Origin of the sequence: Thermosyntropha sp., assembly GCF_017656155.1 — a bacterium.
Classification (GTDB): Bacteria; Bacillota; Syntrophomonadia; order Syntrophomonadales; family Syntrophomonadaceae; genus Thermosyntropha.
On the sequence record NZ_JACDOH010000005.1, the window covers coordinates 94,929 to 121,369 of the forward strand.

General features: G+C 39.0%; 28 protein-coding genes. 1 reads left to right on the forward strand and 27 read right to left on the reverse strand.

Annotation, left to right across the window (positions count from 1 at the left end):
- Position 1: 1 nt before the first annotated feature.
- The 9 genes from H0Z36_RS06415 to spoIVB form a co-directional block, all read right to left on the reverse strand.
- Positions 2-544: an NUDIX hydrolase gene (locus tag H0Z36_RS06415; RefSeq protein WP_296864607.1), complete on the reverse strand. Its 543-nt coding sequence runs from the start codon at positions 542-544 to the stop codon at positions 2-4.
- Positions 545-718: 174 nt separating this feature from the next.
- The gene (locus tag H0Z36_RS06420) at positions 719-1,816 is read right to left on the reverse strand and encodes a DUF3866 family protein (protein ID WP_296864609.1); all 1,098 of its coding nucleotides are present in this window, start codon (positions 1,814-1,816) and stop codon (positions 719-721) included.
- Complete coding sequence (locus H0Z36_RS06425) at positions 1,813-2,946, reverse strand: M20/M25/M40 family metallo-hydrolase (protein WP_296864611.1); 1,134 nt, start codon at positions 2,944-2,946, stop codon at positions 1,813-1,815. Before H0Z36_RS06425 ends, H0Z36_RS06420 begins: the two co-directional genes overlap by 4 nt.
- 21 nt (positions 2,947-2,967) lie before the next feature.
- Complete coding sequence (locus tag H0Z36_RS06430) at positions 2,968-3,783, reverse strand: hypothetical protein (protein WP_296864613.1); 816 nt, start codon at positions 3,781-3,783, stop codon at positions 2,968-2,970.
- Between the two features lie 2 nt (positions 3,784-3,785).
- The gene (locus H0Z36_RS06435; protein ID WP_296864616.1) at positions 3,786-4,460 is read right to left on the reverse strand and encodes a glycosyltransferase family 2 protein; all 675 of its coding nucleotides are present in this window, start codon (positions 4,458-4,460) and stop codon (positions 3,786-3,788) included.
- Positions 4,457-5,365 (reverse strand): copper transporter, encoded by a 909-nt coding sequence (locus H0Z36_RS06440; RefSeq protein WP_296864618.1) that lies wholly within the window; start codon positions 5,363-5,365, stop codon positions 4,457-4,459. The genes H0Z36_RS06435 and H0Z36_RS06440 overlap by 4 nt, the downstream gene beginning before the upstream one ends.
- Before the next feature lie 17 nt (positions 5,366-5,382).
- On the reverse strand, positions 5,383-6,504 hold the full coding sequence (gene steA / locus H0Z36_RS06445; RefSeq protein WP_296864621.1) for a putative cytokinetic ring protein SteA: 1,122 nt from the start codon (positions 6,502-6,504) through the stop codon (positions 5,383-5,385).
- A gap of 226 nt (positions 6,505-6,730) precedes the next feature.
- Positions 6,731-7,534, reverse strand: a complete 804-nt coding sequence (gene spo0A / locus H0Z36_RS06450; protein ID WP_296864623.1) for a sporulation transcription factor Spo0A — start codon at positions 7,532-7,534, stop codon at positions 6,731-6,733.
- Between the two features lie 206 nt (positions 7,535-7,740).
- Positions 7,741-9,087 carry a SpoIVB peptidase gene (gene spoIVB / locus H0Z36_RS06455; RefSeq protein WP_296864625.1) on the reverse strand — a complete coding sequence of 449 codons (1,347 nt, stop codon included), beginning with the start codon at positions 9,085-9,087 and terminating at the stop codon, positions 7,741-7,743.
- A gap of 223 nt (positions 9,088-9,310) precedes the next feature.
- Between spoIVB and H0Z36_RS06460 the strand changes: the two genes are divergently transcribed.
- Positions 9,311-10,267 carry an Rpn family recombination-promoting nuclease/putative transposase gene (locus tag H0Z36_RS06460; protein WP_296864627.1) on the forward strand — a complete coding sequence of 319 codons (957 nt, stop codon included), beginning with the start codon at positions 9,311-9,313 and terminating at the stop codon, positions 10,265-10,267.
- 337 nt (positions 10,268-10,604) lie between these two features.
- Here H0Z36_RS06460 and recN read toward each other — a convergent pair whose 3' ends face one another.
- From recN to accC, 18 genes are all read right to left on the reverse strand, one after another.
- The gene (gene recN, locus H0Z36_RS06465; RefSeq protein WP_296864628.1) at positions 10,605-12,284 is read right to left on the reverse strand and encodes a DNA repair protein RecN; all 1,680 of its coding nucleotides are present in this window, start codon (positions 12,282-12,284) and stop codon (positions 10,605-10,607) included.
- An 11-nt stretch (positions 12,285-12,295) separates the two neighbouring features.
- Entirely contained in the window at positions 12,296-12,757 is a 462-nt protein-coding gene (gene argR, locus H0Z36_RS06470) for an arginine repressor (RefSeq protein ID WP_296864630.1), read from the reverse strand.
- 18 nt (positions 12,758-12,775) lie between these two features.
- A complete protein-coding gene (locus tag H0Z36_RS06475) occupies positions 12,776-13,345 on the reverse strand; it encodes a class I SAM-dependent methyltransferase (RefSeq protein ID WP_296864632.1) in 570 nt (189 codons plus the stop codon).
- 12 nt (positions 13,346-13,357) lie between these two features.
- Positions 13,358-14,167 carry an NAD(+)/NADH kinase gene (locus tag H0Z36_RS06480; protein ID WP_296864634.1) on the reverse strand — a complete coding sequence of 270 codons (810 nt, stop codon included), beginning with the start codon at positions 14,165-14,167 and terminating at the stop codon, positions 13,358-13,360.
- Entirely contained in the window at positions 14,145-14,978 is an 834-nt protein-coding gene (locus H0Z36_RS06485; RefSeq protein ID WP_296864636.1) for a TlyA family RNA methyltransferase, read from the reverse strand. Before H0Z36_RS06485 ends, H0Z36_RS06480 begins: the two co-directional genes overlap by 23 nt.
- Positions 14,959-16,878 carry a 1-deoxy-D-xylulose-5-phosphate synthase gene (dxs, locus tag H0Z36_RS06490; RefSeq protein ID WP_296864638.1) on the reverse strand — a complete coding sequence of 640 codons (1,920 nt, stop codon included), beginning with the start codon at positions 16,876-16,878 and terminating at the stop codon, positions 14,959-14,961. The genes H0Z36_RS06485 and dxs overlap by 20 nt, the downstream gene beginning before the upstream one ends.
- Positions 16,879-16,887: 9 nt before the next feature.
- On the reverse strand, positions 16,888-17,460 hold the full coding sequence (locus H0Z36_RS06495) for a hypothetical protein (RefSeq protein WP_296864640.1): 573 nt from the start codon (positions 17,458-17,460) through the stop codon (positions 16,888-16,890).
- 727 nt (positions 17,461-18,187) lie between these two features.
- Positions 18,188-19,129, reverse strand: a complete 942-nt coding sequence (locus H0Z36_RS06500) for a polyprenyl synthetase family protein (RefSeq protein ID WP_296864642.1) — start codon at positions 19,127-19,129, stop codon at positions 18,188-18,190.
- A complete protein-coding gene (gene xseB, locus H0Z36_RS06505; protein WP_296864644.1) occupies positions 19,129-19,359 on the reverse strand; it encodes an exodeoxyribonuclease VII small subunit in 231 nt (76 codons plus the stop codon). The genes H0Z36_RS06500 and xseB overlap by 1 nt, the downstream gene beginning before the upstream one ends.
- The gene (gene xseA, locus H0Z36_RS06510) at positions 19,347-20,564 is read right to left on the reverse strand and encodes an exodeoxyribonuclease VII large subunit (RefSeq protein WP_296864646.1); all 1,218 of its coding nucleotides are present in this window, start codon (positions 20,562-20,564) and stop codon (positions 19,347-19,349) included. The genes xseB and xseA overlap by 13 nt, the downstream gene beginning before the upstream one ends.
- Positions 20,557-21,399 (reverse strand): bifunctional 5,10-methylenetetrahydrofolate dehydrogenase/5,10-methenyltetrahydrofolate cyclohydrolase, encoded by an 843-nt coding sequence (locus H0Z36_RS06515; RefSeq protein WP_296864648.1) that lies wholly within the window; start codon positions 21,397-21,399, stop codon positions 20,557-20,559. Before H0Z36_RS06515 ends, xseA begins: the two co-directional genes overlap by 8 nt.
- A gap of 13 nt (positions 21,400-21,412) precedes the next feature.
- On the reverse strand, positions 21,413-22,279 hold the full coding sequence (locus H0Z36_RS06520) for a bifunctional 5,10-methylenetetrahydrofolate dehydrogenase/5,10-methenyltetrahydrofolate cyclohydrolase (protein ID WP_296864650.1): 867 nt from the start codon (positions 22,277-22,279) through the stop codon (positions 21,413-21,415).
- A 56-nt stretch (positions 22,280-22,335) separates the two neighbouring features.
- A complete protein-coding gene (locus H0Z36_RS06525) occupies positions 22,336-23,301 on the reverse strand; it encodes a peptidase M22 (RefSeq protein WP_296864653.1) in 966 nt (321 codons plus the stop codon).
- A complete protein-coding gene (gene nusB / locus H0Z36_RS06530) occupies positions 23,298-23,699 on the reverse strand; it encodes a transcription antitermination factor NusB (RefSeq protein WP_296864685.1) in 402 nt (133 codons plus the stop codon). Before nusB ends, H0Z36_RS06525 begins: the two co-directional genes overlap by 4 nt.
- Before the next feature lie 36 nt (positions 23,700-23,735).
- Complete coding sequence (locus H0Z36_RS06535; protein ID WP_296864687.1) at positions 23,736-23,957, reverse strand: DUF2273 domain-containing protein; 222 nt, start codon at positions 23,955-23,957, stop codon at positions 23,736-23,738.
- A 44-nt stretch (positions 23,958-24,001) separates the two neighbouring features.
- A complete protein-coding gene (gene amaP, locus H0Z36_RS06540) occupies positions 24,002-24,532 on the reverse strand; it encodes an alkaline shock response membrane anchor protein AmaP (RefSeq protein WP_296864689.1) in 531 nt (176 codons plus the stop codon).
- Between the two features lie 75 nt (positions 24,533-24,607).
- The gene (locus H0Z36_RS06545; protein ID WP_296864691.1) at positions 24,608-25,015 is read right to left on the reverse strand and encodes an Asp23/Gls24 family envelope stress response protein; all 408 of its coding nucleotides are present in this window, start codon (positions 25,013-25,015) and stop codon (positions 24,608-24,610) included.
- Between the two features lie 77 nt (positions 25,016-25,092).
- Complete coding sequence (accC, locus tag H0Z36_RS06550; protein WP_296864693.1) at positions 25,093-26,439, reverse strand: acetyl-CoA carboxylase biotin carboxylase subunit; 1,347 nt, start codon at positions 26,437-26,439, stop codon at positions 25,093-25,095.
- Between the last annotated feature and the right edge of the window lie 2 nt (positions 26,440-26,441).

The window sequence follows — 26,441 nt, forward strand, 5'->3', positions numbered from 1 at the left end:
ACTAATCCCTCCAACCGAGTTTAACCTTAGCAAGCTGTATGCCTATTATGGTTTTGGCATCTATTATCCCGCCATTTAAAGCCATATCATAAGCCTTTTTAAAGGGCATAACTTCCACCTTAACAAATTCATCCTCATCCAAATTAACCTTGCCCTCTATGAGCTCCCTAGCCAAAAAAAGATGAATCTTTTCATCTGTAAAGCCGGGTGCAGTGTAAAAAAAGCCGAGATTTTCCCATCGTTCTGCTTTAAAACCTGTTTCTTCCTCCAGTTCACGTTTAGCTGCTGCTAAAGGCTTCTCCCCTTTATTCATTATTCCAGCAGGAATCTCCAGTAAAACTTTTTCTATCGGTTTGCGGTACTGCTGGACTAAATAAATATTTCTTCTTTCATCTATTGCAACTATGGCTACTGCTTCATCGTGTTTAACTATTTCCCGGGTGCTGTATCTGCCATCGGGCAAAAGCACAGTATCAACCTTTAATTCAACAATTCTTCCTTTAAATACTTCTTCTGACTTTACGGTTTTTTCTTCTAAATTCATATAAACCTCCTGCATATTTTTTCCATAAATGCATAAACTGTGGATGAGGTGATGAAAATGAACATTATCGTACAAAAAAAGGGATTAATATTTTACGGCAAAATCAAAGATCTGCCCTACATCTTTTCCGGTTATCCACCTTATATCACTTTAGAGGAATTCATAAGGCTTAACTTAAACTAGCCTTATTCTTCTCAAAGGCTGACCTTTCAGAAGTTTAACTGCAGCATGGGCAGCAGCTCCTAAGGCCAGGAAAAATTCTTTATCTTCATCAATACCGCGTCCCATAGTAGAAACCTTTAATTCACTCTGTCTCAATATATCCAATATAGCCGTACTTTCTTCTAGACAAACTTCATACCGATCGAGGAGATTTTCTTTTCTTAACTGTTCCAGGACATATTCAATTTTATCATCTTCCATAACTGGAATGGGAAGTACGGCTTTTGCCCGACACACCCGGGTAAGAACAGTCAAAGTGTGATGGCTTATCCCCCTATGTCTTTCTCTCCCGTCTGCAAAACTTATCCGCGGAACACATAAGGGCATACCTTTAAGGTTTTCCACCGCATTAAGGATTTCCCCCTGTTCAATGCCGGTAAACCCCCATTTAGTTCCTGTTCCTACTATACCTGGTCCCATGCTTACAATAATGGCATCCGGTTTAAATACTTCCCGGGCAGCTAAAAGTCCGGAATATATATTAACTGCTTCTAAGTCCCCACCGAAAGCATGGCCAATAGTTACCGTTCCAGCAAGTATTCTATTTTTTTTCAGCCAATCAACCGTGTTGCTGAAATATATAGGAAGAGCCGCTCCATCAGTCATAACATAAGCGGTTTTAAAGCCTTCTTTCTCAAGCTGCAGACAAAGCGGTGCCAGCATTGAATGCAGACTAGCAACTAAAACCGGCATTCCTTCCAAACTGTCTTTTTCTTTCAAAGCTTCGTGATAGGGACTTTCTTCTTCTTCTACACTTAAAACCTTAAGCTGCATGGGCGTATAACGCAGCTTCATTATATGTCCACCTGGTTTTAACTCTTTTTCTGTCCGGTTAAGATTAGCCATTATATAATGATAACCACCGCTGCCTAAATTTAATGAAACAGCGGTAGTATTAACTAAAACTTCATCTCCTGCCTTAACTTCACCTGTTAAGGCAGGATAAGCTATACATTTTTCCTCTCTGCCTTCAATCAAAACTAAAAAACCCTGGACCTTTTCCCGATCAAATATTTCTTTTATAATCCGACCTTTTTTTATCTCTATCACACACAGCTCCCGCTTTCTTTTATAGATTCTTCTATAATAGCCAGAACCAACTCTACATCTTTTATTAAATCCTCAATTTTTATATATTCCTCAGCAGTATGTACTTTGCTCATACCTATACCTAAATTAACACATGGGATACCGCTGCCATTTATTATACTGGCATCACTGCCTCCACCTGTGCCCGTAAGGTTCGGTTTTAATCCTATCTTCAAACACGCCTTTTCTGCTATCTTCACAACTTCACTTTCTTTATCCAAATTTACTCCGGGATAGAGGGATTCTATTTTAACTTCCGCCCTGGCTCCCTCTTTTTCCGCTTCACTTACAAAAATTTCTTTAAGTTCATGGGTAAGCCTATCCAATTTATCTTTACTGAGGCTGCGGGCTTCCCCTTTTATCCTGCAAATATCAGCCACAATATTTCGTGCTTTGCCGCCTTCTATCACCCCGAAATTGCAGGTAGTTTCTTCATCAATTCTGCCGCAAGGCATTTTAGCTAAAGCCCGCCCTGCCGCCTTGATTGCATTAATTCCGTTTTCGGGATCCATTCCGGCATGAGCCGCTTTGCCATAGACTGTGTACTCTATTTCATTATGCCAGGGTGATTTTATAACTATTGAACCAGGACTCCCCCCAGCATCAAGCACATAAGCTTTTTTAGCCTTCACTCTGGTAAAATCGAAACTTTTAGCTCCTTTAAGCCCTTCTTCTTCGGCAACCGTAAATAAAAATTCTAAAGGAGGATAAAGAAGGTTCTCTTCCCTCAAAATATCATAAACCTCCATCAAAACCGCAATAGCTGCCTTATCATCTGCCCCTAAAACAGTATCTCCCTGGCTACGAATAATATCTCCATCGACAACTGCTTTTATCCCTTCTCCAGGTTTAACCGTATCCATATGAGCAGCAAATAAAACAGGAGAAGCATCAACAGTTCCGGGTATCTGAATAAAAAGATTGCCGGCATTTCCCCCTATAATTTCTCCCGCATTATCTTCCTCAGGATTAAGTCCACGCTTTATAAATTCTTTTTTTAAATACTCTTTAAAATCTTTTTCATTGCGGGAAACTGAGCTTATGCTTACTAAATTTACAAATTTTTCAATAAGCCTTTCCCTTTTAACCATTTTTCTCACCTCTTAACCATTTTATCTCCCCAGCTCATCTATCCATCTTAACACCCGGTTCTGTTCAATAGTTTTGGTAAGCGAGTATCTTTCCGTATATATATGGACAGCCAGCAAAAATATAAGAACCCCAATCCTTAAATTCAAAGTGAGACTCAAGGCGCTTATATAACCTAAACCAAGCCCCAAAACATTTGATCCTGCATCTCCCATCATAGCTTTAGCCTTAAGGTCAACCGGAAAATAAATTATAACTGCACCTATCAAAGGAACAATAAACATCCATTCATTATCAAAACGGGCAAACCCTGCGATAATAGCCAGCAAAAAGAAAAATCCTTTTATCGCTCTTCCCGGTCTTAAGTCAAAAAGATTTAAAAGATTGGTAAAAAGAGCAATTATAAAAGTATTAAGCAAAACATCATACCAGGTTCCTCCAATAGAAAAGGCTAAAAATAAAGCAATCATCCCTCCCCCCAAGGCCTTTAAGCCACCGGTGGTAAGCTTCCCTTTAAACAACTTGCCAAAATGCCCCTTAAAACCTAAAGTATCTCTCCTTCCCAAGCGGTCATCTATAAAACCTAAAAAAGAAACAGCTGTTATGCCAAAAATAAATAAAAGGTACGCATTATCGTACCATCCCAATAGCATATAAATTACCATTGTTGTAATCAGAGTCATAGGAAAAGATATTCCTGCACTTACAGGTATATCTATCCCCTGATAATTCTGGGCTGAACATCCCGTTTCTTTTAACATGGGAAGAACTAAAAAAAGAACAACCCCTTCAACAAAAAGGCCGATTAATAAACCTGTTATTATCGTCCAAGCCGACAAAATTATTTCCTCCTCAACTCATTCTTTATAACCTTAAGCACATCAATAAACTGTTTTCCTCTATGTATAAAACCTTTCAAATCCCGACCCGTTTCATTATGTCGCATCTCGGTAGGGACTTCTAAGACTCTGAATCCTTGTCTTAAAGCACTTAAAGTCATACCCAATTCAACCCCATATGCTTCACTGAAAGGGGTAATTGCTTTTAGAACTTCCGCTGTCATAGCCCGCTGTCCGCTTAAAGGGGCAATAGAATCAAATTCCCCTGTCTTTCTTATAATCCAGGCAGCTGTTCCTTTAACTAACCCAAAGCCTCCTTTTTTCCTGGGAGGAGCAAAAGCAGCAATACATAAATCAGCTTTTCCTTCCAGAACAGGTTTAATAATCTTTGAGGCTTCTGCAGAAGTTTCTCCCAGATCAGCATCAAGAAAAACTACTATATCCGTATCTTTTAAATAAGGCAGAGCCGCATTCATGGCTCCGCCTTTTCCCCGATTAACTTTAAGATCTAAAAGCTCTGCTCCTGCATCTTTAACCTTCCGGGCAGTGCCGTCTGTCGACCCATCGTTTATTACCAGAATGCGATTTATCTCCGGGACTTTTTTTACTCCTTCTATAGTAGCAGTAATACGCTCTTCTTCATTATATGCCGGAATAACACAGGCTATATTTTTCATCTATTTGCACCCCACATACTGTCAACAGGAAGTGAAGGCATAAACTTTTCAGCCGTTTCCTTTATTCCATAATGGCCAGACTCTCCTTCTAAAGCTAGGATCAAAGATATCTGTCCCGGGCTTAAGTCTACGTTATCAATAGTCGTTATATTGTTCTTTTGATAATCTTCCATATATGAATACTCAACTCCTGACACTTCTACCCCCAAAACCTTCATACCTTTATTCAACAAGTCCTCAATAAGTTTCTGGTCAAAATCAGAAGCAAAATAGTTTTCTATATTATTACATCCTCCCACCAGTATTACTCCACTTACAGGCTTATTATAATCGCCGCTGAACTTAACCAGCTCGCTTTCCTCCAAAAAATCTACAACATTAGGGTCAGCACCGCCGGGATTAATAATTATTCCAGCTACACTTGAAGCAATATACTTCCTTAAATTATCCACCGAAGTGTCAGCGGGAAGATTATAAAAATCAACAACTTTTTTTATCAGACTGCTGTCATTGAGCTTTATATTGGCTAAAACTACTGTCTTAGACCCTACCTCAGCCCCAGCCATATTTAAGGCGTTTATAATTCCTGCTGGAATATCAGTGTTTCCAGTAACCACCACTGCCAGATTATATCCTTTTAAATGATCCTTTATCAGAAAAGGCATTACAGTCCGGCTGTAGTTCTCATAATTTTCAATTATTCGGTTTTTACTTTCATTTTGAGCTAAAAGTGCACTTTCCCTCTCGCGCAAAACATCAAATTCCTTTTCCAAACGATCAATAACCTTCTGCTGCTGGTCAACTAATATGCCACCTCCCTGTATGGTGCTGCCGATAAGTATACCAAGTCCTAAAGCTAAAAAAATGGCAATAATTGAAGCTATGTGATACCTTAAATCAACCATAACACTTATCTCCTTAATTAAATACTAAAAAGCAGTTTGATCTGCAGCCAAAGCAGTTTAAAAAAAGGTTTGGTCGCAGGTGAAACCCAGAGTATGATAGTTATGGGTACCATTGCCGCTATCAAAAGCTGCATAAGATATTTTGACTGCAAACTTTGCCGGTAAAGCTGACTTACACCTCTTGCATCAACCAAAATTGACCCTACTTTGAGGCGAACCAAAAAAGTGCTTCCCATTCCTTTACGTCCTTTTTCCAGGAAATCTATCATATTCGAATGGGTTCCTACTGCTACAATAAGACTTGCGCCGTATTCCCAGGCTAATATCATGGCAACATCTTCACTGGTTCCAGGCATAGGCATTATTTTAGCATCTATACCCATTCCTTTTACTCTTTCAAATCCAGGAGCTCTGCCATCAGCATAAGCATGAACTACTATCTCAGCTCCACTCTTCAAAGCCTCATCAGATACGCTGTCCATATCTCCTACAATTATATCAGGTTTAAGACCAAACTCTAAAAGCGCATCTGCTCCTCCATCTACTCCTATTAAAACCGGCCTTTCTTCCTGAATATATGAACTTATAGTCCGTAAGTCTTCTTTATAGCTGCTGCCGCGGACAACTATGAGCACATGCCGGTTTAACATGTTGGTAGTGAGGGAAGGAACCTCTGTATTGCCCAAAAGAATATCTTTTTCCTTTTTAGCATATTCCAGGGTATTATCGACAAAATTGTCCAGTTCAACTTGAATATTTTTATTAGCCTCTTTAATCCTTGCTTCTACATCTTTTAAAGTAAGAATCCTGCCATGGGCAATCAGCTTTTCTCCCAAAAAAATTTCACCGTCTTTTATAGTAACTAGAGCACCTTCCTTTATCTCCTCAAAGACAGCTTCACCCACCTCATCTATTATAGGTATCCCTGCCTTTAAAATCTTAAAGGCACCTTTAGCCGGATAGCGCCCGGTTATAGAAGGTAAAGCATTGATTACAGCCTGCGGCTTTATATCTATTAACGCATTAGCCGCTACCTCATCTATATCATCATGGTTTATTATAGCAATTTCATTTTTTCTAAGCCTTTTTACCAAATTCTTAGTGCGCCTATCCAGTCTAGCCCTTCCTTTTATGAGCATACCGCATCTCCTTAAAATAACCTGAAGTCATTATCTGGTTTATATTGGAATTAATATCTTTCAAAATAGTATTATAACATATAGCCATCAAATTAACCAAAAAGTATTTGAAGAACGGAAAACGCTCATTTTCCATATATTTCACCAAATATTATTATAACCTACTCCAAATTATATTGCTTTAATATAAAAGCCACCTGAGTTATCAGGCGGCCAAGAAAAAATTCTAACTAACCTTATTTTCCAACCTAAGACGATCCGCTATTATCGCTATGAATTCGGAATTGGTAGGTTTGCCTCTTTCTCCACTTACCGTATAACCAAACAATTTATTTATCTTTTCCATGTCTCCACGATCCCAGGCTAATTCAATAGCATGTCTTATAGCCCTTTCCACTCGGCTGGGAGTAGTGTCGTATTTCTCCGCAATGGCAGGATATAATTCCTTGGTTACTGCACCTAAATAATTTACTTCTTCAACTACTAGCATTATGGCATCCCGTAAGTACTGATAACCTTTGACATGAGCAGGGACTCCAATTTCATGAATAACCCTGGTAACTTCCACCTCAAGATTTTTGGGGTTTGATGCCGGCTGAGTAAACGAACCTAAAGTAGATCTGGCTTCATGCCCGGGCTTAATGTCACGTGCAACTTCCCGCACTCTATCACCCAGCACATTTAAATCAAATGGTTTAAGAATATAATAATCCGCCCCTAACTGTACTGCCTTCTGGGTCACACTTTCCTGTCCAAACGCAGTCAAAACTATAATTTTAGGGGAGACTTGAGGTTTAACTGTGCTCATGCGTTCTAAAACTCCAATACCATCGATATAAGGCATTATCAAATCAAGTATCAAAACTTCAACATCCTCTTTTTTCAGAACTTCTAAAACCTCCATCCCGTTGCTGCATACATCCACCAGATGAAAATCAGGTTCATTGTTGAAATATTCCCTCAAAATACCGCAAAATTCCCGGTTATCATCGGCCACCAAAACTTTAATAGGATTATTTTCGTTAAACATAAACCATAATTCCCCCTCATCCCTCTTTGCAGTTTTGTATATTAAAATTTTTCGACTGGACACCAACTATTTCCTGCTTTTTTTTTCTAGCAAATTAATCTATAATTTTGCAGACATTAACACAAATATACATTAGCTTTACTATAAAAAAAATCTACCTTCAGCCTTATACCCTATTAAATCAATATTTTTAAATAAGTGTTGTCTTAATAATTTGTCGAAACCTTTTCATTTATTTCTTCTTCCTCAGCTAATTCCGACAGCATATTATCCATAAAAACCGCGTATCCCCGTGCAGGATCGTTCAAAAAAACATGGGTTACTACCCCTATTATTTTGCCATCCTGCACTATAGGACTTCCACTCATTCCTTGGATTATGCCTCCGGTTAAACTTAACAACCTAGGATCAGTAACCTTTATTATCATTCCTTTACCATTTTTTCTTTCCGGATAAACTTTTTCAACTTCAATAGAAAATTTTTCAATAGCATTATCATTTACTACAGTATACATTTCTGCCGAACCTGTTTTTACCTGGTGGGCATAACCTACTTCTACTGGATAATCCACCAAGGGATTTTCCAGCAATTTATCCATCTGCCCATAGATTCCAAACATTGTATTCTTGGTAATATTTCCGGAAATCTCGTCTTCTCCATCAAAAGTCCCGATCTTTTCTCCCGGTTTTCCCGGTTTGCCTGCTTTAATTGTTTGTACTGAAGCCCCTACTATCCTTCCTTTTAAAACATTTATACCCTCTTTGGTATCAGCATCAATTATTATATGTCCTAAGGCTGCATATTTTTGAGACTCCGGATCTATAAAACTCAAAGTCCCTACTCCAACAACACCATCACGCACAAAAAGACCTATCCTGTATCTTTGGGTTTCTGGGCAAAATCTGGCTTTAACCGGTATACTCATAATCTTTTTTCCTCTTTTTATTCTGATATTAAATGTTCTATCCTTTTTTTCATCAATAATGCGTGCTAAATCGTTCTCAGTTTTAACTTCATTTCCATCTACCGCCATAATTAGATCTCCTATTTCAATCCCCTGTTCTTTAGCAGGGGAAACTCTTTTGCCATCACTGCTGGTTATAGGTGCAAATCCTACTACCATAATACCATTCGACTGTAACAACACCCCAATAGAATGTCCTCCTAAAATTACCCTTTTAGGGGGTATTGATTCTACTTCAATAGTTTTAACAGGAATATACCCTAAAACTTTAAGTTTTATCTCAGCTTTTCCTGGTTTCAAAGCTAATATTTCATAACTGTCCCTATTTTTCCTCACCACAATTGGCGGATCTCCAGGCTGGGCAAAAACGCTCTGAGAACTGTGGCTTACCAGCATATCAATCTTATCACTGAGATTTTGAGGAACCTTTATGCTTATCCTGCTCTTTTCTCCCACCACCAGCCTCTGGCTTTCTGGGAGAGTCAAAATACTTCGCACCTGTGGACTAAAAACAAAAAGTAAAAATAAAATAACAATTATAAAACCTAAAACCGGTCGAAATCGGCTTAACTTACGCAACTTTTTCACTCCCCTGAAAAATTGACATTATATATTCTCTCCCTGCAGGAATGAAAGTATACTGCTTTTTCAGGGGTCTTAAAAAGCATGATAAATATTATATATAGTCAAAACAGCACTGCCTAATTTCTAAAAAACTAGCTGTTGTCTCAAGTATGCTCAAAAATTTTATATCACTCTAATATATACAATGGTATAATATTACAAAATATTGAATTAATGGAGGAGTCCTGTGGAGTATATTAAAAACCCGCATGACAGATACTTCAAAGAAAACATGGACAATACAGAAATTGCTAAAAGTTTTTTTGAATACTACCTTCCCTCAGAATTAAAAAACATCGTCAATCTGGATTTCTTAATCCCCCAGCAGGAAAGCTTTATCGATGAAGAGCTTAAGGAAAGCTATTCAGATTTATTATTCAAAACCAAAATCAAAGGTGAGGAAGGCTATATATACCTTCTGGTTGAACATAAAAGCAGCCCTGATTATTTCACGGTATTACAGGTTTTAAAATACCTTTTAAACATCTGGAACCGGGAAGTAAAAAAGAAAACAAAAAGGAGTTTTCCCCCCATAGTCCCTCTGGTATTTTACCATGGACAGAGAGAGTGGAAAGTCCCACGAAGCTTTAGCTATCTCATAAAAAACATAGAAAAATATCCGGAACTTAAACCCTATATTCCTGATTTTGAATACCTATTAGCCGAAATCTCCCCGGACAAGCCGATAGAAAATATAGAAGGAGCAGTAAAAATATTTCTTGAATTTATGCGGATAATCTTTCATCCTGATAAAGAAATCTTTAAAATAGAGCTCACACGAAACTTGGCAGAACTGCGCAGGCTTCTTAAAAAAGAAGGAGTTTCAGATCATTTAATCGATATATTATACAGGAGCTCAGTATTATATATAATAGTGGTAAGGGAAGACATAGAATATGAAGACATAAAAGAATGCATAGATGTAACAATCCCGGAAAGGAGTGAGGAGCTTATGACTATCGCGGAAAAGCTTATAAAAGAAGGAATGGAAAAAGGGATACAAAAAGGTGAACTTAAAGCCAAGGAAGAAACCGCCCGAGAAGCTATAAAAGCAGGAGCCGATTTATCATTTACAGCTAAAATAACCGGACTATCTATGGAACGGATAAAAGAACTGGAGAAAGAAGTCCAAGAAAATGGATAATTTAGTCCAATTTTTATATGTTAGTTCCAAAACAATATACAAAACACATGTTTTGCTGGGTTTCGGGCTTTTCTTCAACTTCTAATAAACCTTTTTTCAATGATTAATAGAAGAATTCAAGAGCCATTTATACAGCACCAGCAGGCTCAACAGTTAAACTTTATATAAAAAATATAACGATAGAAAAAAATATAAACAAAGTAGCTGTTGCTTGGTATGGTAGTGATTGGAGAAATCTGAATTTCTAAAAACAAACAGCTTTTTCTAACCAACCTTATATGCAAACCAAAAGGCTATCGGTACTTTCTCCCTACCGACAGCCTTTAAAATAATCCCTCTAATTTTCCAATATTGCTTTATCCAGCATTTCTCCTGCATGTTTAAGGGTAATATCAGAATAATTTTCTCCTCCCAGCATACGGGCTAACTCTTTGATTCGGGCATCATAATCAAGTTTTCTTACTAGAGTATAAGTCCTTCCTTCTTTTACTTTTTTTTCAATGAGATAGTGGGTATTGGCATAGCTTGCTATCTGGGGCGAATGGGTCACCAGAATAACCTGGTGGCTCCGGGAAAGCTCTCCTAATTTCCGTGCCATAGCAGTCAAGGCAGTTCCTCCCACTCCTACATCAATTTCATCAAATATTAAAGTAGGCACCCTGTATACTTCCGCCAAAGCTTTCTTGAGTGCTAATATAAAACGCGATATTTCCCCTCCGGAAGCAATCTTTGATATAGGCCGCATTTCTTCGCCCGGATTAGGTGAAAAAAGAAAATCAGCCTCATCTATTCCAGCTTCAGAAGGAGCATTCTTTTTTTCTAAAGCCACCATGAACTTTATATAAGGCATATTTAACTGCATAAGTTCATGATGTACCTTTTCCTCCAGACGCAGAGCCCCTTTCGTTCTGAATTCTGTAAGCTCCTCAGCTAAATGGTAATATTCCTCTTCAACCAGTGCAAACCGATGTTTTAAATCTTCCTGTCTTTCCTCTACTGTGCTGAGCCTTTCAAACTCCTCCTCGGCCTTAGCTAGAAAATCAAGAATTTCTTCTATACTCTGGCCATATTTCTTTTTTAATTTTCCTATCTCATAAAGCCGGGATTCTACTTGATCTAAAAGCCCGGGTTCAAAATCAAGCGAATCACGGTAGCGGGTAAGCCTGTTTGCTATTTCTTGCAGATTATAGTAGATATCCTCCAGCTCGCCGCGCAAGGATTCAAAAAATGCATCAGGTTTCCCTGCACTTATAGCCTCAATAGCCGAAGATATCTGATCATAAGCACTGAATCCTTCTTCACCGGTATATAAAAGCTTCAAAACTTTATCTGCTGTCTTCCCTAAAATATGAGCATTACGCATACGTTCAGCTAATATGCCTAACTCTTCTTCTTCATCCTTTTTCAAATCAGCTTTTTTAATCTCATTTATTTGAAAAGCTAAAAAATCAAGTTTTTGGGCTCTATCCTTTTCTTCTGTTTTTATAATTTCAAGTTCCTTTGCCAGCTTTTTATATTCTGCATATGTCCTAGAAAGCTTTTCTTTTACTTCCCTGGCTTCTGGAACAAAACTGTCAATATAGCTTAAATACATTTCAGGACGCAGCATAGTCAAGTGGTCATGCTGCAGATGCATATCCACCAAAAAGGGTGCCAAGTTCTTTAAAAAAGTTATATTAACAGTTTTGCCATTAATCCTCGCAGTGCTTCTGCCCTGCGGATATATTTCGCGGCAGATTATCACATCTTCATCTTCTTCTTCAATGAATCCGCCTTCTTCAAGAGTTTGTCTGACCTCTTCACTTTCTAAACTGAAAACACCCTCGATAATTGCCTTATATTTATCATCTTTTATAAGGTCATTTTTACCCCTTTCACCCATAATCAGGCTTAAAGCATCTATTATAATAGATTTGCCTGCACCTGTTTCCCCAGTTAAAACATTAAGCCCCTTATTAAACTCCAAACGAAGTTCGTCAATCAGGATAAAATTCTTTATATAAATTTCCCGTAACATACCATCCCCTCTCATTCTTGAACCGGCATAATAAAGCTCTTAAATTCCTCAGCAATCTTTGCTGCTGCCTTTTCCGGCTTTACCGCTACAAATATTGTATCATCCCCACCTACTGTTCCCAAAATCAAAGGATTATCATAAGTATCTATTAAGGAAGCTATAGACTGAGCCGCCCCAGGCAGTGTTTTTATTACCACTATATTCCCGCTGTAATCAATTGCTATTACCGAATCAGCAAAGGCCCTTTTCATCCGTTCCTGTGAACTTCGCACTGGCGTAGAAGCAGGCATAGCATATCTATAACCATGTTCGTCAGGGATTTTAATAAGTTGAAGTTCCTTTATATCCCGGGAAACAGTGGCCTGGGTAACATCAAAACCATTTCTTTTCAAAGCTTCGCACAGCTCTTCCTGAGTAGCTATACGCTGATTAGATATTATGTCTATAATAGCAAAATGTCTGCGTGATTTCATTACTTTTAAAATCACCACCTATAGTTTATGTACTGCCATCATCTGAGGAGGATTATTAATCTGATTAATAAATCTTGTTTCTAAAACTTCAAATTTTTGTTGAGGCAAAGAAATCAAATAATCCCTTATTATGCCTACTTCCTCTGTTCCTCCTTCATGTCCAGTATACCCTACTATAACAATTAATCCTCCTGGAGCTAAAAGTTCAATAGCAGCTTTAACCGCTGCCAAACTAGTTTTTCCTTCTGTTTTTATTTCATGATTTCCTCCCGGAAGATAGCCTAAATTAAAAATACATGCATTAATAAATCCATCTATGTACTTTGCCATATCTTTATGGTCAGCTTTTATAAGCTTAACCCTCTTCTCCAGGCTATTCTCTCTCAACAGATTATAAGTGCTTTTAATAGCCTCATCCTGTATGTCAAAAGCATATACCAGGCCATTATCCCCTACCAAATTGGCTAAAAAAAGGGTATCTTTCCCCCTTCCACAGGTTGCATCAACTACCACATCCCCGAACGTTATCCACTGGCTAATTATGAAATGAGAAAAATCTACCGCACTTTTAAACCTGCCTCTTTTCATAAGTCCTCTCCTTCAGTTTCTGGAAAGTCGGCTATCAATATTACTGAAAAAAGGTCTTCCTTTTACATCCACCATTTTCAGTTTATAATCCGCTTTTTTTATAAAAAGCTCATCTCCCGGCATAAAATCAAGCTTGGTCTGCCCATCTGCATATACAATTATTTCTTCGCTGTGCAAATCTGTTAAATGCAAAATATTTTCTCCGCTCACTACTACTGGCCTGCGGCCTAAAACATAAGAAGCCAGAGGAGTTATAACCATCACTTCTAAATCAGGCTCTAGAAGTGGCCCCCCCGCAGAAAGTGAATAAGCAGTAGTTCCGGTAGGAGTCGCAATTATAACTCCATCCCCTTTATAATCGGCTATCTTATTTTTGTTTAAATAAAGGGAAAAGGATATTAAACGCGGATTTTTAGACCTTACAACCAGCTCATTGAGGGCGTGTACTTTTTGTACGGGGACATTGTTTCTCAACACATTAATTTCCAGCATCATTCGCTCATCTAAAACATAATCCCCTCTTATAAACTTATCAATACAGGCTTCAATCTCAGCAACTTCAATATGGCTTAAAAAACCTACTGTGCCCATATTCACCCCTAAAACGGGAACATTATAAATCGCATAATGGCGTGCTGCCCTTAGAATCGTCCCATCTCCCCCCAGCACCATTATCAGATCAATGTCATCAACAGCTTCAGGGCGGGTGTAGCCATTATCGAAAGCCACTTCTATTCCTTTAAGCTTCAAATCCTCAGCTATATTAAAAGCCATAAGCTCAGTATTTTCTTTTAATCGGTTATTTACTAAAAGAATTTTCACCTTTTTGCCCTCCAAGCTTTTCATGCGCTTCTTTCACTACCGCTTTCAGCTTTTTTTCTATATCATTTAAAACCTCTCCATCTGGACACAGCTTTAAAAAATACTCAATATTACCCTTTGGCCCTGTTATTGGGGAAAAAGTTACATTCTGGCAAATCAGATTTTCTTCTGCAGCGCTTTTTATACATTTAAGCAAAACTTCCTTATGCACCAGGGGATCCCGAACCACGCCTTTTTTGCCTACCTTTTCCCTTCCCGCCTCAAATTGAGGCTTTATCAAAGAAATAACTATTCCTTCAGGCTTTATAAGCTGGCTTACCACTGGAAAAACCAAAGAGGTAGATATAAAAGAAACATCTATGGTTACAATATCCACCAGTTCTCCCAATTGTTCAAAAGTAAGATAACGAACATTGGTCTTTTCCATATTAACTACCCGCGGATCATTGCGAAGTGACCAGTCCAGCTGGCCATATCCCACATCAACCGCATATACCTTAGAGGCACCATGTTTTAAGGCACAATCTGTATATCCGCCGGTAGATGCTCCTACATCTAAAACAACCTTGTCCTCAAAATCAACCTCAAATTCCTTTATCGCCTTTTCAAGCTTTAATCCTCCACGGCTAACATATCTAATGCCCGACTTTTTAAGGACAATTTCAGCTTCTTCATCAATACCAACCCCGGGCTTATCCGCTCTTGCGCCATTAACCATAACTTCTCCTGCTAATATCATGGCTTTAGCTTTTTCTCGGCTCTTTGCCAGACCTTTCTTAACCATCAACAAATCAAGTCTGATTTTGGTCAAATTTCAGCAACTCCCATGTATTATTATTTAATAGTTCAGGCCAGCGGTTTATTATCTTCTCAGCTATTGACTCAGGATCCATATTAAGATATTCCCACAAAACCTCAACTTTACCATGTTCTACAAACTCATCAGGAATCCCTATACGCATAATGTCAGTCTGTTTATTATAATCCGCTAAGGCTTCGACTACTGCACTGCCAAATCCGCCTGCCAGGCAGTTGTCTTCGATAGTTACCAGCCTCTTTACACTATCTGCCATATCTATAAAAAGCTCTACATCAAGCGGTTTAATAAAGCGAGCATCGGTCAAATAAACTGAAATTCCCTTTTCCTTCATAAGCTCTGCTACATCTCTGGCCAGGCTCATTCCCCGGCCTATACCAATTATACCCAGGTCTTTTCCTTTTTTTATCACCAGACCCCTGCCTATTTCAAGCAGGTTTCTCTTGTCAGCCACAGGAACTCCTTCTCCTGCCCCACGCGGATATCTTATGGCAACAGGCCCATTAACAGCAAAAGCAGTATGGAGCATATCCGCAAATTCATTTTCGTCAGAAGGTGCCATCAGAACAAGATTTGGAATACTGCGTAAATATGAAATATCAAAAATTCCATGATGGGTTGGTCCATCTTCTCCTACCAGGCCTGCACGGTCGATAGCAAAAATAACCGGCAGGTTTTGCAGTGCCACATCATGAATAATCTGATCATACGCCCTTTGAAGAAAAGTTGAATATATAGCCACAACTGGTTTAAGACCATTCCTCGCCATACCTGCCGCCATAGTTACCGCATGTTGTTCACATATACCCACATCAAAAAATCTATCTGGAAACTTTTTAGCAAAATCAGTAAGACCAGTTCCGCTCGTCATGGCCGCAGTAATAGCCACTATTTTATCATCTTCTTTAGCTTTAGCTGTAATAAATTCTCCAAATATTTCAGTATATGTTTTTACTTTCTTCTTTAAAGGACTGCCCGTATCTATATTAAAAGGGCCAACTCCATGAAACACATCCGGATTACGGCGGGCTGGTTCATAGCCACATCCTTTTTCCGTTATGGCATGAATAAGCACCGGCCCTTTCATCTTCCTGGCATTAGAAAAAACTAAAGTCAGTTCATTTAAATCATGTCCATTAATAGGACCTATATAGGTAAACCCCAGCTCTTCAAAAAATACGCCAGGAACCATTATATATTTTACCATATCCTTAAATCTGCCTGCAGCCCTGGCAATATTAGGTCCTATACCTGGAATTTTGTTCAATACCATCTCTATTTCTTCTTTAGTGCGGGTATAAGAAGGTTCGCTGCGAAGACGATTTAAATAACCTGAAAGTGCACCCACATTTTTAGATATAGACATTTCGTTATCATTAAGCACAACAATAAGGTCAGTACCTTTATGTCCAGCATGATTTAAAGCCTCAAAAGCCATACCGCCTGTAAGTGCACCATCGCCTATCACGGCGATTACCGAATATTTTTCCCTTTTTAGATCGCGGGCTAAAGCTATACCTAAAGCGGCAGAAATAGAAGTGCTACTGTGGCCGGTATTAAAAACATCATGTTCAGACTCTTCATATTTGGGGAAACCGCTTAAGCCACCGTACTGGCGTAAAGTGGGCATCTTATCCTTGCGACCGGTAAGTATTTTGTGGACATAGCTCTGATGTCCTACATCCCAGATAATCTTATCGTGAGGAGAGTCAAAGACATAATGCAGAGCAAGGGTCAACTCTACTACCCCCAAATTTGGAGCTAGATGTCCCCCGCACTGCGAAACTGTATTTACTAACAATTCTCTTATTTCTGAAGCCAGCTGGTTCATCATAGAAAGGTTTAAAGCTTTCAAATCACGGGGCGAATTTATTCTATCTATTATTTTAGGCATAAAAATCTATCACCTTCTGTCCTTAAACAACTCTACACCTGTAACCCTTTCCCACCAGCTCATGATAAGGGCAACTCTATAAATAATATCATTCGCTTTATTTACAGCTATACTCTTGCCTATTGCTTTTCCTCCAACCGTTAAAGCTGCGATAAAACTGGTCACCAACGCCCCCAAAAGTACAATATCGATAAAATTAAGCATTTCAGCTATACTTACCACTATGCCTGCTCCTATAGCTCCACTTAAAGTACCTGCTATATCGCCGATCACATCATTGCAAAAATTAGCTACAACATTGGCATTTTTTATGATTTTTACCGCCTGTTTAGCTCCCTTTACCTTTTTGGCCGCTTTAGCATTAAAAGGAGGCAGATCGGCAGCTGTGGCAGCAGTCCCAATTACATCAAAAAATATGCCAGTTAAAATAACCAGCAATAACAAAACAACAGCCAGCAGAACATTATTAACTGCCCTTACTAAAGTTTCGGAACCTAAACTTAAAATAAGGGCTATAAAAAATGTAAAAAAAGCTGCTATTAATCCTGATAATAAGTTTTCTCTTTGTATGTACCTCGTCAACTTTTTTTATCCTCCAGATAAAAAAAAACGGTTCTGGCAAAAGGTTGTTTATCGAGTAAACGCTGCGACATAGGTCCAGTAGGTTTTCCCAGCAGGTCTCCCATTTGTCGCCAAATGGGCGGTTTCCCTTTACGCCTGCTTCACCGCGTCGCCGCAGGTGAGACTGGATTACCACTAAGTACGCACTTTAATCCTCGATAAACCGCGCTAACACCGCGCACAGTCTAGGAGTTTTCCTCAACAGCCCTACTTGATGTCTAGCCTCTTTTGCAGCAGACGGTTTCAAAACAGATAACAGCACCCTGGCCGAGGTACTGCTATCTACCAGGTTTATCCACCGCCACCACTCAAGGCAGGCTACACTGCACCCGGCTTAAACCGAATGCAGGTTTTCTCATTACCTCGCGGTAATGAGCCTCCACGAATACAGGGGTCATGCCCGCATGCCATTGCGGATTGCCCCTGTACTCTTACCTCCCAGCACTAACCCCTGACTGGGCGTCAAAAGCCAGTACCAGAAGCTTCATCGATGTGCCCTTAACGGATTTTTAGGCCCGTCTTCGACATCAAAAGGGCTGACTAGAATACTGCAACCTTTTGCCAGATATTGTTCGGTTGTATATTATAACATACCATAAGCAAGTTTAAAAGAAAAGTTCTCAAAAAGGGAAACCTTTCTTTTCGATAACATTATAAACTTTACTTTGTAATTTAAAATATGTAAAAACTAATAATCACGACAAATAGTAAACAAAGCAAGCTTTCTCAAAAAATCAGCTTTCTTTCCAAAATTACCTAAATACATAAAACAGTTTTCTACCCTTTTTATTGCCAGCTTCTGTGCTTTTTCCACTCCAAAAATTGTTACATAGGTGGTTCTATTGTTTTTTTCATCACTTCCTATCGGCTTGCCAATAAGGTTCTGATCACCCTTAACATCTAAAATATCATCAGCTATCTGAAAAGCTAACCCGAACTCATATGAAAATTTTTCCAACAAATCTAGTTCATCCTCAGGCATATCTTTAAGTATTGCCCCTGCTTTAAGAGAAGCCTTAAATAATTCTCCTGTTTTTAGCTGATGAAGCTTCTGCAAATTTTCATAGTCTATATCGATTCCTTCTGTGCCTAAATCAATTATCTGTCCACCAATCATGCCCCGGCTCCCTGCAGCTTTAGAAACTTCAGCAATAACTTTCACAACATTATCAGCTGAAATCCCGCTTAATTCAGCATTACTGGCTATAAGCTCAAAAGCAGCAGTAAGCAGAGCATCACCCACTAAAATAGCTACTGCATCGCCATAAACTTTGTGACAGGTAGGTTTGCCCCGCCTGAAGTCATCATTATCCATAGCTGGAAGATCATCATGCACCAGAGAATAACAATGAATCATCTCCAAAGCGCAGGCAGTCCGAACTACATCCTCCGGATTTCCTCCAGCCAGCCTTGCTCCTTCCAAAACTAAAATCGGCCGCAGCCTTTTCCCCCCATTAAACAAAGCATAATGCATAGCTTCATGAATTAGGGGAGGATAACCCTTAATCTTTTCAAAACATTCATTTAATGACTTTTCAATATACTCCTGCCTTGTTTTAAGTTCCTGCAAAAAATCATCCCGATTAAACTTTAAATCATACTTATTAAACATTTCTTCTATCTTCATCATTAATCTTCTCCCAAATCAAAATCTACCAGCTCTATTTCTCCCTGAGCATTGCGCAAAAGCTGTTTTATTCTGGCATCAGCTTTCTCCAGTTCTTTCCGGCAGAATAAAGAAAGTTTTATGCCTTCTTCAAATACTTTTATCGATTCTTCCAAACTTAAATCTCCCATTTCCAGGTCTTTAACTATATTTTCAAGCCTCTTTATAGCCATTTCAAAAGTCATATTTTCCATAGCTCTTCCTTCTCCTTACCTTTAACCTCAAGGATTAAATAGCCTTCCGCCACCCTGCCAGTTAAAAGATCTCCTTCTTTAATATTATCAAGATTTCGGACTGCATTTCCATCTTTCATTAACACTGCATACCCTCTTTTCAAAACATTTAAAGGACTTAACTTTTCAAGTCCAGAAAGCACCAGCATAAAACTGTTAGCCTTTTTCTGATAAATATTATCCACTGCTCTGATTAAATCTTTATTAAGGCTGTGTAAATAATCCTGTTTTGTCTTAACCGTCCATTCCGGCTCCTGCCAGATTTTTCTCATCATAAGGTTATCCAGGTTTTCACTGTAATAGAGAAGTCTCCGTTCCATAAGCCGAATCAATCTTTGTTGATACTCTTTTATATTCTCTCTTAAACTTTCAAAATCGGGCACAGCCATCTGAGCAGCCTGCGTAGGAGTTGCCGCCCTTACATCTGCTGCCAAATCGGTCAGACTGAAATCCACTTCATGTCCCACAGCAGAAATGACCGGTATTTCAGATTCATATACCGCCTTTACTACTTCTTCCGTATTAAAAGCCTTTAAATCTTCTACCGACCCACCCCCACGGCCGATTATTATGAGATCAACTTCCCCATATTCATTTAAAAGCCTTATCCCTTCAGCCAGCTGATAAGGAGCCTCCATCCCTTGAACTGCACTGTGCACCAGAAGCACTTCTATCCCGGGATGGCGGCTTTTCAAGATACGCCACATATCGCGTAAAGCTGCACCATCCTGAGAAGTAACTATCCCTATTCTTCTAGGAAAAAAAGGAAGAGTTTTTTTCCTGCTTTGGTCAAAATACCCTTCTTTCTCTAGGCGCTCTTTAAGTTGGTTTAAATACAAAAAAAGCCCTCCTACTCCATAGGGCTGCATTTCTTCTACATATAACTGATATTTACCCTGAGGAGGGTAAACTGAGACCCTACCCCTGACCAAAACCTCTTGCCCATCTTCAGGGATAAAATTCAATCTCAAATTTCGGTTTTTGAACATGACACAGCTTAAAGTGCTTTTTTTGTCTTTCAAGGTAAAATACATATGACCTGACTGCTGATAAAGCTTAAAACCAGAAATTTCACCTTTAATCCACAAATCTGACAATACTGGATCCCTGGTTAATATTTCATTTATATAATTGTTAAGCTGAGTTACCGTAATAAAATCAGGCATTATTCAGTCTATTCCTCCTGTATGCCAGCTGCAGGTTTTGAAGCAACTTGCTTATAAGTATGGGCCCCAACCCCCCAGGAACAGGAAGGAGAAATCCGTCTTTTTCTTTTAAATTTTCATTGTGGACATTTCCGCATATTTTATCATAAGACAACCAGTGAAACCCGGCATCTATAACTAAAGCCCCTTCATTTATCATTTCGCCTGTAACACTCAAAGGATCTCCTTTTTCAAATACAAAAATATCACTTGCTTCCAATTCCCTTTTGTCTAATTCCGGAATCACATCTACATTAACCCCTTTTCTAACCAGCATAACAGATAAAGGCAGTATAAGGTCAAATGAATCTCCTATCAAAGTAGCTTTTTTCCCCTGTAGAGATATAATGTTTCTTTCAATCACTTCCAAAGCGGCTAATGCTGCACAGCTTGTGAAAGAAGGTTTTTCCCCCATAAGCAAACCCCGATTATGAGGAGTAAAGCCGTCTACATCTTTATGGGGAGAAATCGCCGATAAAATCTCCTCCAAAAAGGGATTTAAGTCTTCCGGCAAAGGAAGCTGCAGTAAAATACCGTCAATAGAACTGTCTTCATTAAGCTCTTTTATCCTGTTAACCAGTTCATCTCTAGTAACATTTGAAGGAAAAATAACATGTTCAACCTCTCCACCTGTATATTCAACAGCCTTTTCTTTCAAGCCTACATATACAAGGCTTTCCTTGTCATCTCCAACTACAACTACGGCCAGCCTTGGCTTTATGTTGTTTTCCAGGTTTTCCGCTTTAATTCTTTCTCTTATTTCGCGTGCTATTCCCAATCCGTCAATTATCTGCATCTTTTCACCCCTCTTAATCAGCAGCAAGTTGCCACTTTAAAGCCTCCACAGTGTTTTTCATCAAATAAGCGGTAGTCAAAATTCCTACCCCTCCAGGAACCGGAGTTATATAAGCTGCTCTCTTCCGCGCCTCTTTGAAATCAACATCTCCTACTATCTTATCTTCTACCGCAGTTATACCTGCATCAATAACAATAGCTCCTTCTTTTATCCATTCTCCTTTTACTAATCCAGGATAACCTGCTGCTACTACTAAAATTTCAGCATTTCTAACATGTTTTTCAAGCATTCCCCGCTTAAAAGTTTCATATTGGCAAACCGTAACGGTAGCCTCCTGCTGCATCAAAAGCATGGCAACCGGTTTTCCTACAATATCACTGTGTCCGATTACCGTTATTTCTTTACCTTTTAGATCTACACCTGTTGACTTTATTAAAGCTACAATAGACTGTGCAGTACAGGGAATTAAGCCCGGCATTCCCAGAAAAAGCTGTCCCAAGTTGGAAGGGGTAACCCCCTCTACATCTTTCTTTTTATCTATACTCCACTGGGCAATCTTTGCATTAATATGTCCAGGCAAAGGCATATGCAAAATTAAACCATTTATATAAGGATCCTGGTTAATATCCCTTATAACATTTAAAAGCCTCTCCTGGGTAGTTTCACTAGAAAGTTGAATAGACTCATAATTTATTCCCACTTCTTCGGCCGTACGCCGCTGAGAAGATAAATAAACCTTAGAAGCCGGATTGTCACCGACTTCTAAAGTCATAAGCAAAGGCGATTTTCCCTGTTTCCTTAGATTTTTTACCTCTTCCCTTATTTCGTTAATAAGCTTTTCTCTGACTATTTTCCCATACAATACATTCCCTCTCTCCATATTTACCTTCTCCCCTCAAACAACCCGTTATAAAGCAATTAGACATTTATTTTAGTCTATTTTTCATTTTTCCTATGAATTTCCCTTGCAAGTAATGCTACCCCTGCCGCATTGTCCGTGCTCAGGTGGGGATAAGCAAAATAAAGCTTTAACCCAACCGCCGGATGTTCTAATCGTTTTATAAGCCTTGCCTTTATTAGAGAATTGGACATTACTCCCCCCACCAGCAGCACATCACGCACTTTGCGCTCTTCAGATATCATCAATAAAACCTTTTCCAGGGTATTAGCTATAACTTTCAAGACAGCATAAGCCACTTTTTCCTTAGGAATACCTTCAGCCAAAAACCTTAAAGCCATCGTTTCAGCTCCTGAAAAAGAAAAGCCTCTTCGATTTACTGAGGAAGGTATAAATATATCAACATCACCTTCTACCTTTAAGGCCAGCTTTTCCATTTCCCTGCCTGCCGGAAACGGAAGTCCCATCGCTACCCCTACCCGATCTACCAACTGTCCGGCATGAATATCAAGACCGGAAAGACATTCCTCAATAGCAAAAAAAGAAGACACTCCGGATTTTATATGCAGAACTTCTGAGGTTCCCCCCGAAAAATGAACCGCCAAAAACTCCTTTTTATCCAGCAAAACCGGATTATTATAAATCCCTGCCATAACATGCCCTTCCTGATGACTTACCATATACAGAGGAATATCAGCTGATAAGCTCAAAATTCCAGCTGCCGACTCTCCTGCTTTAAAAACCGGCATATAACTGTTTTCCTCCGGCCTTGGCTTACAGCTTACAGCAATTGCCTTAAGCCCAGGGATTACACCTCTAGTCTTTTCAAATAAAAGCGGAAGGTTTTTTATGTGCTGAAAAAAAGCCTCTGATTGTCTTAAACCTCTTTTACCTTTCGGCACAGAAAGCAAAATACGCTCATCTCTTATTATATTACCTTCTTCATCAACCAAGGCTAAAGAGGTAGTGTAGGCACTGGTATCTATCCCTAAATAAATACTCATTGGCATTCTCTCGCAATCTTATCCAGAATAGCATTTACAAAAGCATGAGATTTTTCATCTCCATATTTCTTGGCAATTTCCACCGCTTCATCTATCGCAATAGGAGGCAAAACCTCCTTAAGATATAACATTTCAGCAGCAGCTATCCTCATAATATTCCGATCAACCGCTGACATGCGTTTTAAATCCCAGGCATCAGAATATTTTGCAATCTTATCATCAATGCTTTCTAAATTTTCAAGACATTTCCGAATGAGTTTTTGAGCAAATTCCCAATCCTTTTCAGGCAAAGAACCTTCTTCAACCAAATAATTAAAGGCTTCTTCAGGATCTGCTTTAGCCTGTTCTACTTGAAAAACTACTTTAAAAGCTGTTTCCCTTGCTCTGCGCCTGCTCAAATTAATCCCCTTTCCCAAAAAGTAAATTTTATTTTATCATTCGCGATTCCTGAAAATCTGCTTTAACCAGACATCTATATCCTGTTTTTCATCGACCTTCTTACCAATAAAATACCCCAAACCTATGCAAAGCATTATAAAAAGCGCTTTTAAAAACCCATAAGTTACTACCAGGATAGCTGCAACAAGACCTAATAAAACCCCTAATACTTTACCACGGTGTTCTTCTAAAAGCAAAAACAAAAATTTTTCCCACATACGAAAGCCTCCCACCAATTCAAAGACATCCAAGGATATTAAGGTTAAGCCTTATTAAGACTGCCAAAATCATCTACCAAAATTTTAATTTCTGCAACTTTCAGCCCACCCAACTCCTCTAAATACTTTCTAACAATCTCTTTTATCTTATCAGTCATTTCAGGAACGCTGTATTCAGGATTAATCATCATATGTAAATAAACAACCAAACCTTTATCACTAGGATTTACTACCGGCCTTATCTCTTTTATACCTTCTACTTCCTTAACAGCTTTCATTATTATAACCTTTACTGCTTCAACAGTAATAGATACCTGTCCATTCATACTGCTGTCTATTATTACAGCCTTTGGTTTAGGAGCAGTTTTTAAAGACTTTATAAACAGATAAAAAATCAAAACTATAACAATCAGGGCACAAATACCCGCAATTATACGGTTCTCAGGAGTAGAAAAAATAAGTTCAACATAAGCTAAAGGTTCAGGACGCCCTGCTGCTCTTGCCAAAACCGCACCAGCTATAACTAAAAAGATAACATTATATACAAATAACAGCAAACGCCAAAAAATTGACATTTTCTCACCTCTTTCGGGTAAATAATACAGATAAACCCCCTGGCTCCACAGGGGGTTTATCAAAAAATCCCATTCTTATTCGTTTTCAGCTTCGGCAGCCAGATTATCCTCGACATCAGCTGATTTTTTCATAGTAACTCCAGCAATGTAAACATTAACTTCCGAAACCTTCAAGCCAGTCATAGTTTCTACCGCCATTTTAACTTCCTTTTGCACATTTGAGGCTACTTCAGGAATAGGATAACCAAATTCTACACTAAGAAAAATATCAATTTTGGTTTCATCATCTAATACTTCAACCTTAATTCCCTTACCGTAATTCTTTTTGCCCAACTTTTCCACAATTTCGGTTCCCCAGCCTGCGCTCATAGAGGCAACCCCTTCAACTTCCACTGCAGCCAGCCCGGCAATAGTTGAAACAACCTCATCAGCTATGCGTATTACCCCAAATTCATTGGCTATTTCCGGCTTTTTATTTTCCATATCTGTCCACCTCCCAATTTATCTGTTATATATTATAACAAACTTTTCCTTTGAGTAGCAAACAATTTATTTTTAAATCAATCATCCTGCATACGACGCTGTATAAAGTTGGTATATACTTCCCCCTTACGATAAAATGCATTATCTAAAACCTTAAGATGGAAGGGGACAGTAGTTTTTACCCCTTCTATAGTAAATTCGCCCAAGGCTCTCTTCATGCGTGAAATAGCTTCATTGCGGTCTTTGCCCCATACAATAAGCTTTGCTACCATAGAATCATAAAAAGGCGGAATAGTATAGCCGGGATATACAGAAGAATCTACCCTTACCCCTATACCTCCCGGAACAATATATTTTGCCACTGTGCCTGGAGAAGGACAAAAATCATTAGCCGGATCTTCCACATTTATACGACATTCAATAGCCCAGCCATTGAGTTTGATATCTTCCTGTTTAAAGCTGAGCCTTTCTCCTGCTGCAATCTTTATCTGTTCTTTAACCAGATCTATGCCGGTTATCATCTCAGTTACTGGATGTTCCACCTGAATACGGGTGTTCATTTCGATAAAATAAAAGTTCCGATGTTTATCTACCAAAAACTCTATAGTTCCGGCACTGCAATATCCCACTTCTTTAGCCGCATTAACTGCAGTCATTCCCATTTTACTGCGCAGTTCTTCATCGAGAAAGCTTGAGGGAGCCTCTTCCAAAAGCTTCTGGTTTCTTCTCTGCAGGGAACAGTCTCTTTCTCCTAAATGCACTACATTTCCAAACTCGTCAGCTAACACCTGGATTTCAATATGTCTGGGTTCCTCAATATACTTTTCTATATACACCTCATCATTTCCAAAAGCTGCTCCTGCTTCCATTTTAGCCATTTGCAAAGACTCGCGCAAATCTTCCGGCGAATGGGCAAGACGCATTCCTTTCCCTCCGCCTCCGGCTGCAGCCTTTATCATAACTGGGTAGCCTATCTCATCTGCAATCCTTTTAGCTTCCTCATAGCTTTTTACTCCTCCATCGCTTCCTGGAACCAGGGGAACTCCGGCCTTTTTCACTACTTCTTTGGCCTTTACCTTATCCCCCATTATAGAAATAGCCTCCGGGCTAGGTCCTATAAACTTTATATCGTTAGTTTCGCAGAGTTCGGCAAAATAAGCATTCTCCGCCAAAAATCCATATCCGGGATGAATAGCTTCAGCTCCGGTCGTTTGAGCTGCAGCAATAATATTGGGGATATTTAAATAACTCTGTTTAGCCGGCGCAGGCCCTATGCAAACCGCTTCATCCGCCAGTTTAACATGCAGACTTTCTTTATCAGCCAGCGAATAGACGGCAACCGTTTTAATCCCCAACTCCTTACATGCTCGAATAATCCGGACAGCAATCTCTCCCCGGTTAGCAATCAAAACCTTGGAAAACAATA

Coding starts and splice junctions, on each gene's coding strand:
- H0Z36_RS06425 (WP_296864611.1), bottom strand. CDS start 2,946: ATGGTTAAAAGGGAAAGGCTTATTGAAAAATTTGTAAATTTAGTAAGC.
- xseA (WP_296864646.1), bottom strand. CDS start 20,564: ATGCCTGATTTTATTACGGTAACTCAGCTTAACAATTATATAAATGAA.
- H0Z36_RS06440 (WP_296864618.1), bottom strand. CDS start 5,365: ATGGTTGATTTAAGGTATCACATAGCTTCAATTATTGCCATTTTTTTA.
- H0Z36_RS06435 (WP_296864616.1), bottom strand. CDS start 4,460: ATGAAAAATATAGCCTGTGTTATTCCGGCATATAATGAAGAAGAGCGT.
- dxs (WP_296864638.1), bottom strand. CDS start 16,878: ATGCCTAAAATAATAGATAGAATAAATTCGCCCCGTGATTTGAAAGCT.
- H0Z36_RS06515 (WP_296864648.1), bottom strand. CDS start 21,399: ATGCAGATAATTGACGGATTGGGAATAGCACGCGAAATAAGAGAAAGA.
- xseB (WP_296864644.1), bottom strand. CDS start 19,359: ATGGAAAATATGACTTTTGAAATGGCTATAAAGAGGCTTGAAAATATA.
- steA (WP_296864621.1), bottom strand. CDS start 6,504: ATGCTCATAAAAGGAAGGGCTAGACTGGATAGGCGCACTAAGAATTTG.
- H0Z36_RS06475 (WP_296864632.1), bottom strand. CDS start 13,345: ATGAAAAGAGGCAGGTTTAAAAGTGCGGTAGATTTTTCTCATTTCATA.
- H0Z36_RS06500 (WP_296864642.1), bottom strand. CDS start 19,129: ATGATGAAGATAGAAGAAATGTTTAATAAGTATGATTTAAAGTTTAAT.
- H0Z36_RS06525 (WP_296864653.1), bottom strand. CDS start 23,301: ATGAGTATTTATTTAGGGATAGATACCAGTGCCTACACTACCTCTTTA.
- spo0A (WP_296864623.1), bottom strand. CDS start 7,534: ATGTTTAACGAAAATAATCCTATTAAAGTTTTGGTGGCCGATGATAAC.
- amaP (WP_296864689.1), bottom strand. CDS start 24,532: ATGTCAATTTTTTGGCGTTTGCTGTTATTTGTATATAATGTTATCTTT.
- H0Z36_RS06520 (WP_296864650.1), bottom strand. CDS start 22,279: ATGGAGAGAGGGAATGTATTGTATGGGAAAATAGTCAGAGAAAAGCTT.
- H0Z36_RS06545 (WP_296864691.1), bottom strand. CDS start 25,015: ATGGAAAATAAAAAGCCGGAAATAGCCAATGAATTTGGGGTAATACGC.
- H0Z36_RS06415 (WP_296864607.1), bottom strand. CDS start 544: ATGAATTTAGAAGAAAAAACCGTAAAGTCAGAAGAAGTATTTAAAGGA.
- H0Z36_RS06535 (WP_296864687.1), bottom strand. CDS start 23,957: ATGTGGGAAAAATTTTTGTTTTTGCTTTTAGAAGAACACCGTGGTAAA.
- argR (WP_296864630.1), bottom strand. CDS start 12,757: ATGAAATCACGCAGACATTTTGCTATTATAGACATAATATCTAATCAG.
- recN (WP_296864628.1), bottom strand. CDS start 12,284: ATGTTACGGGAAATTTATATAAAGAATTTTATCCTGATTGACGAACTT.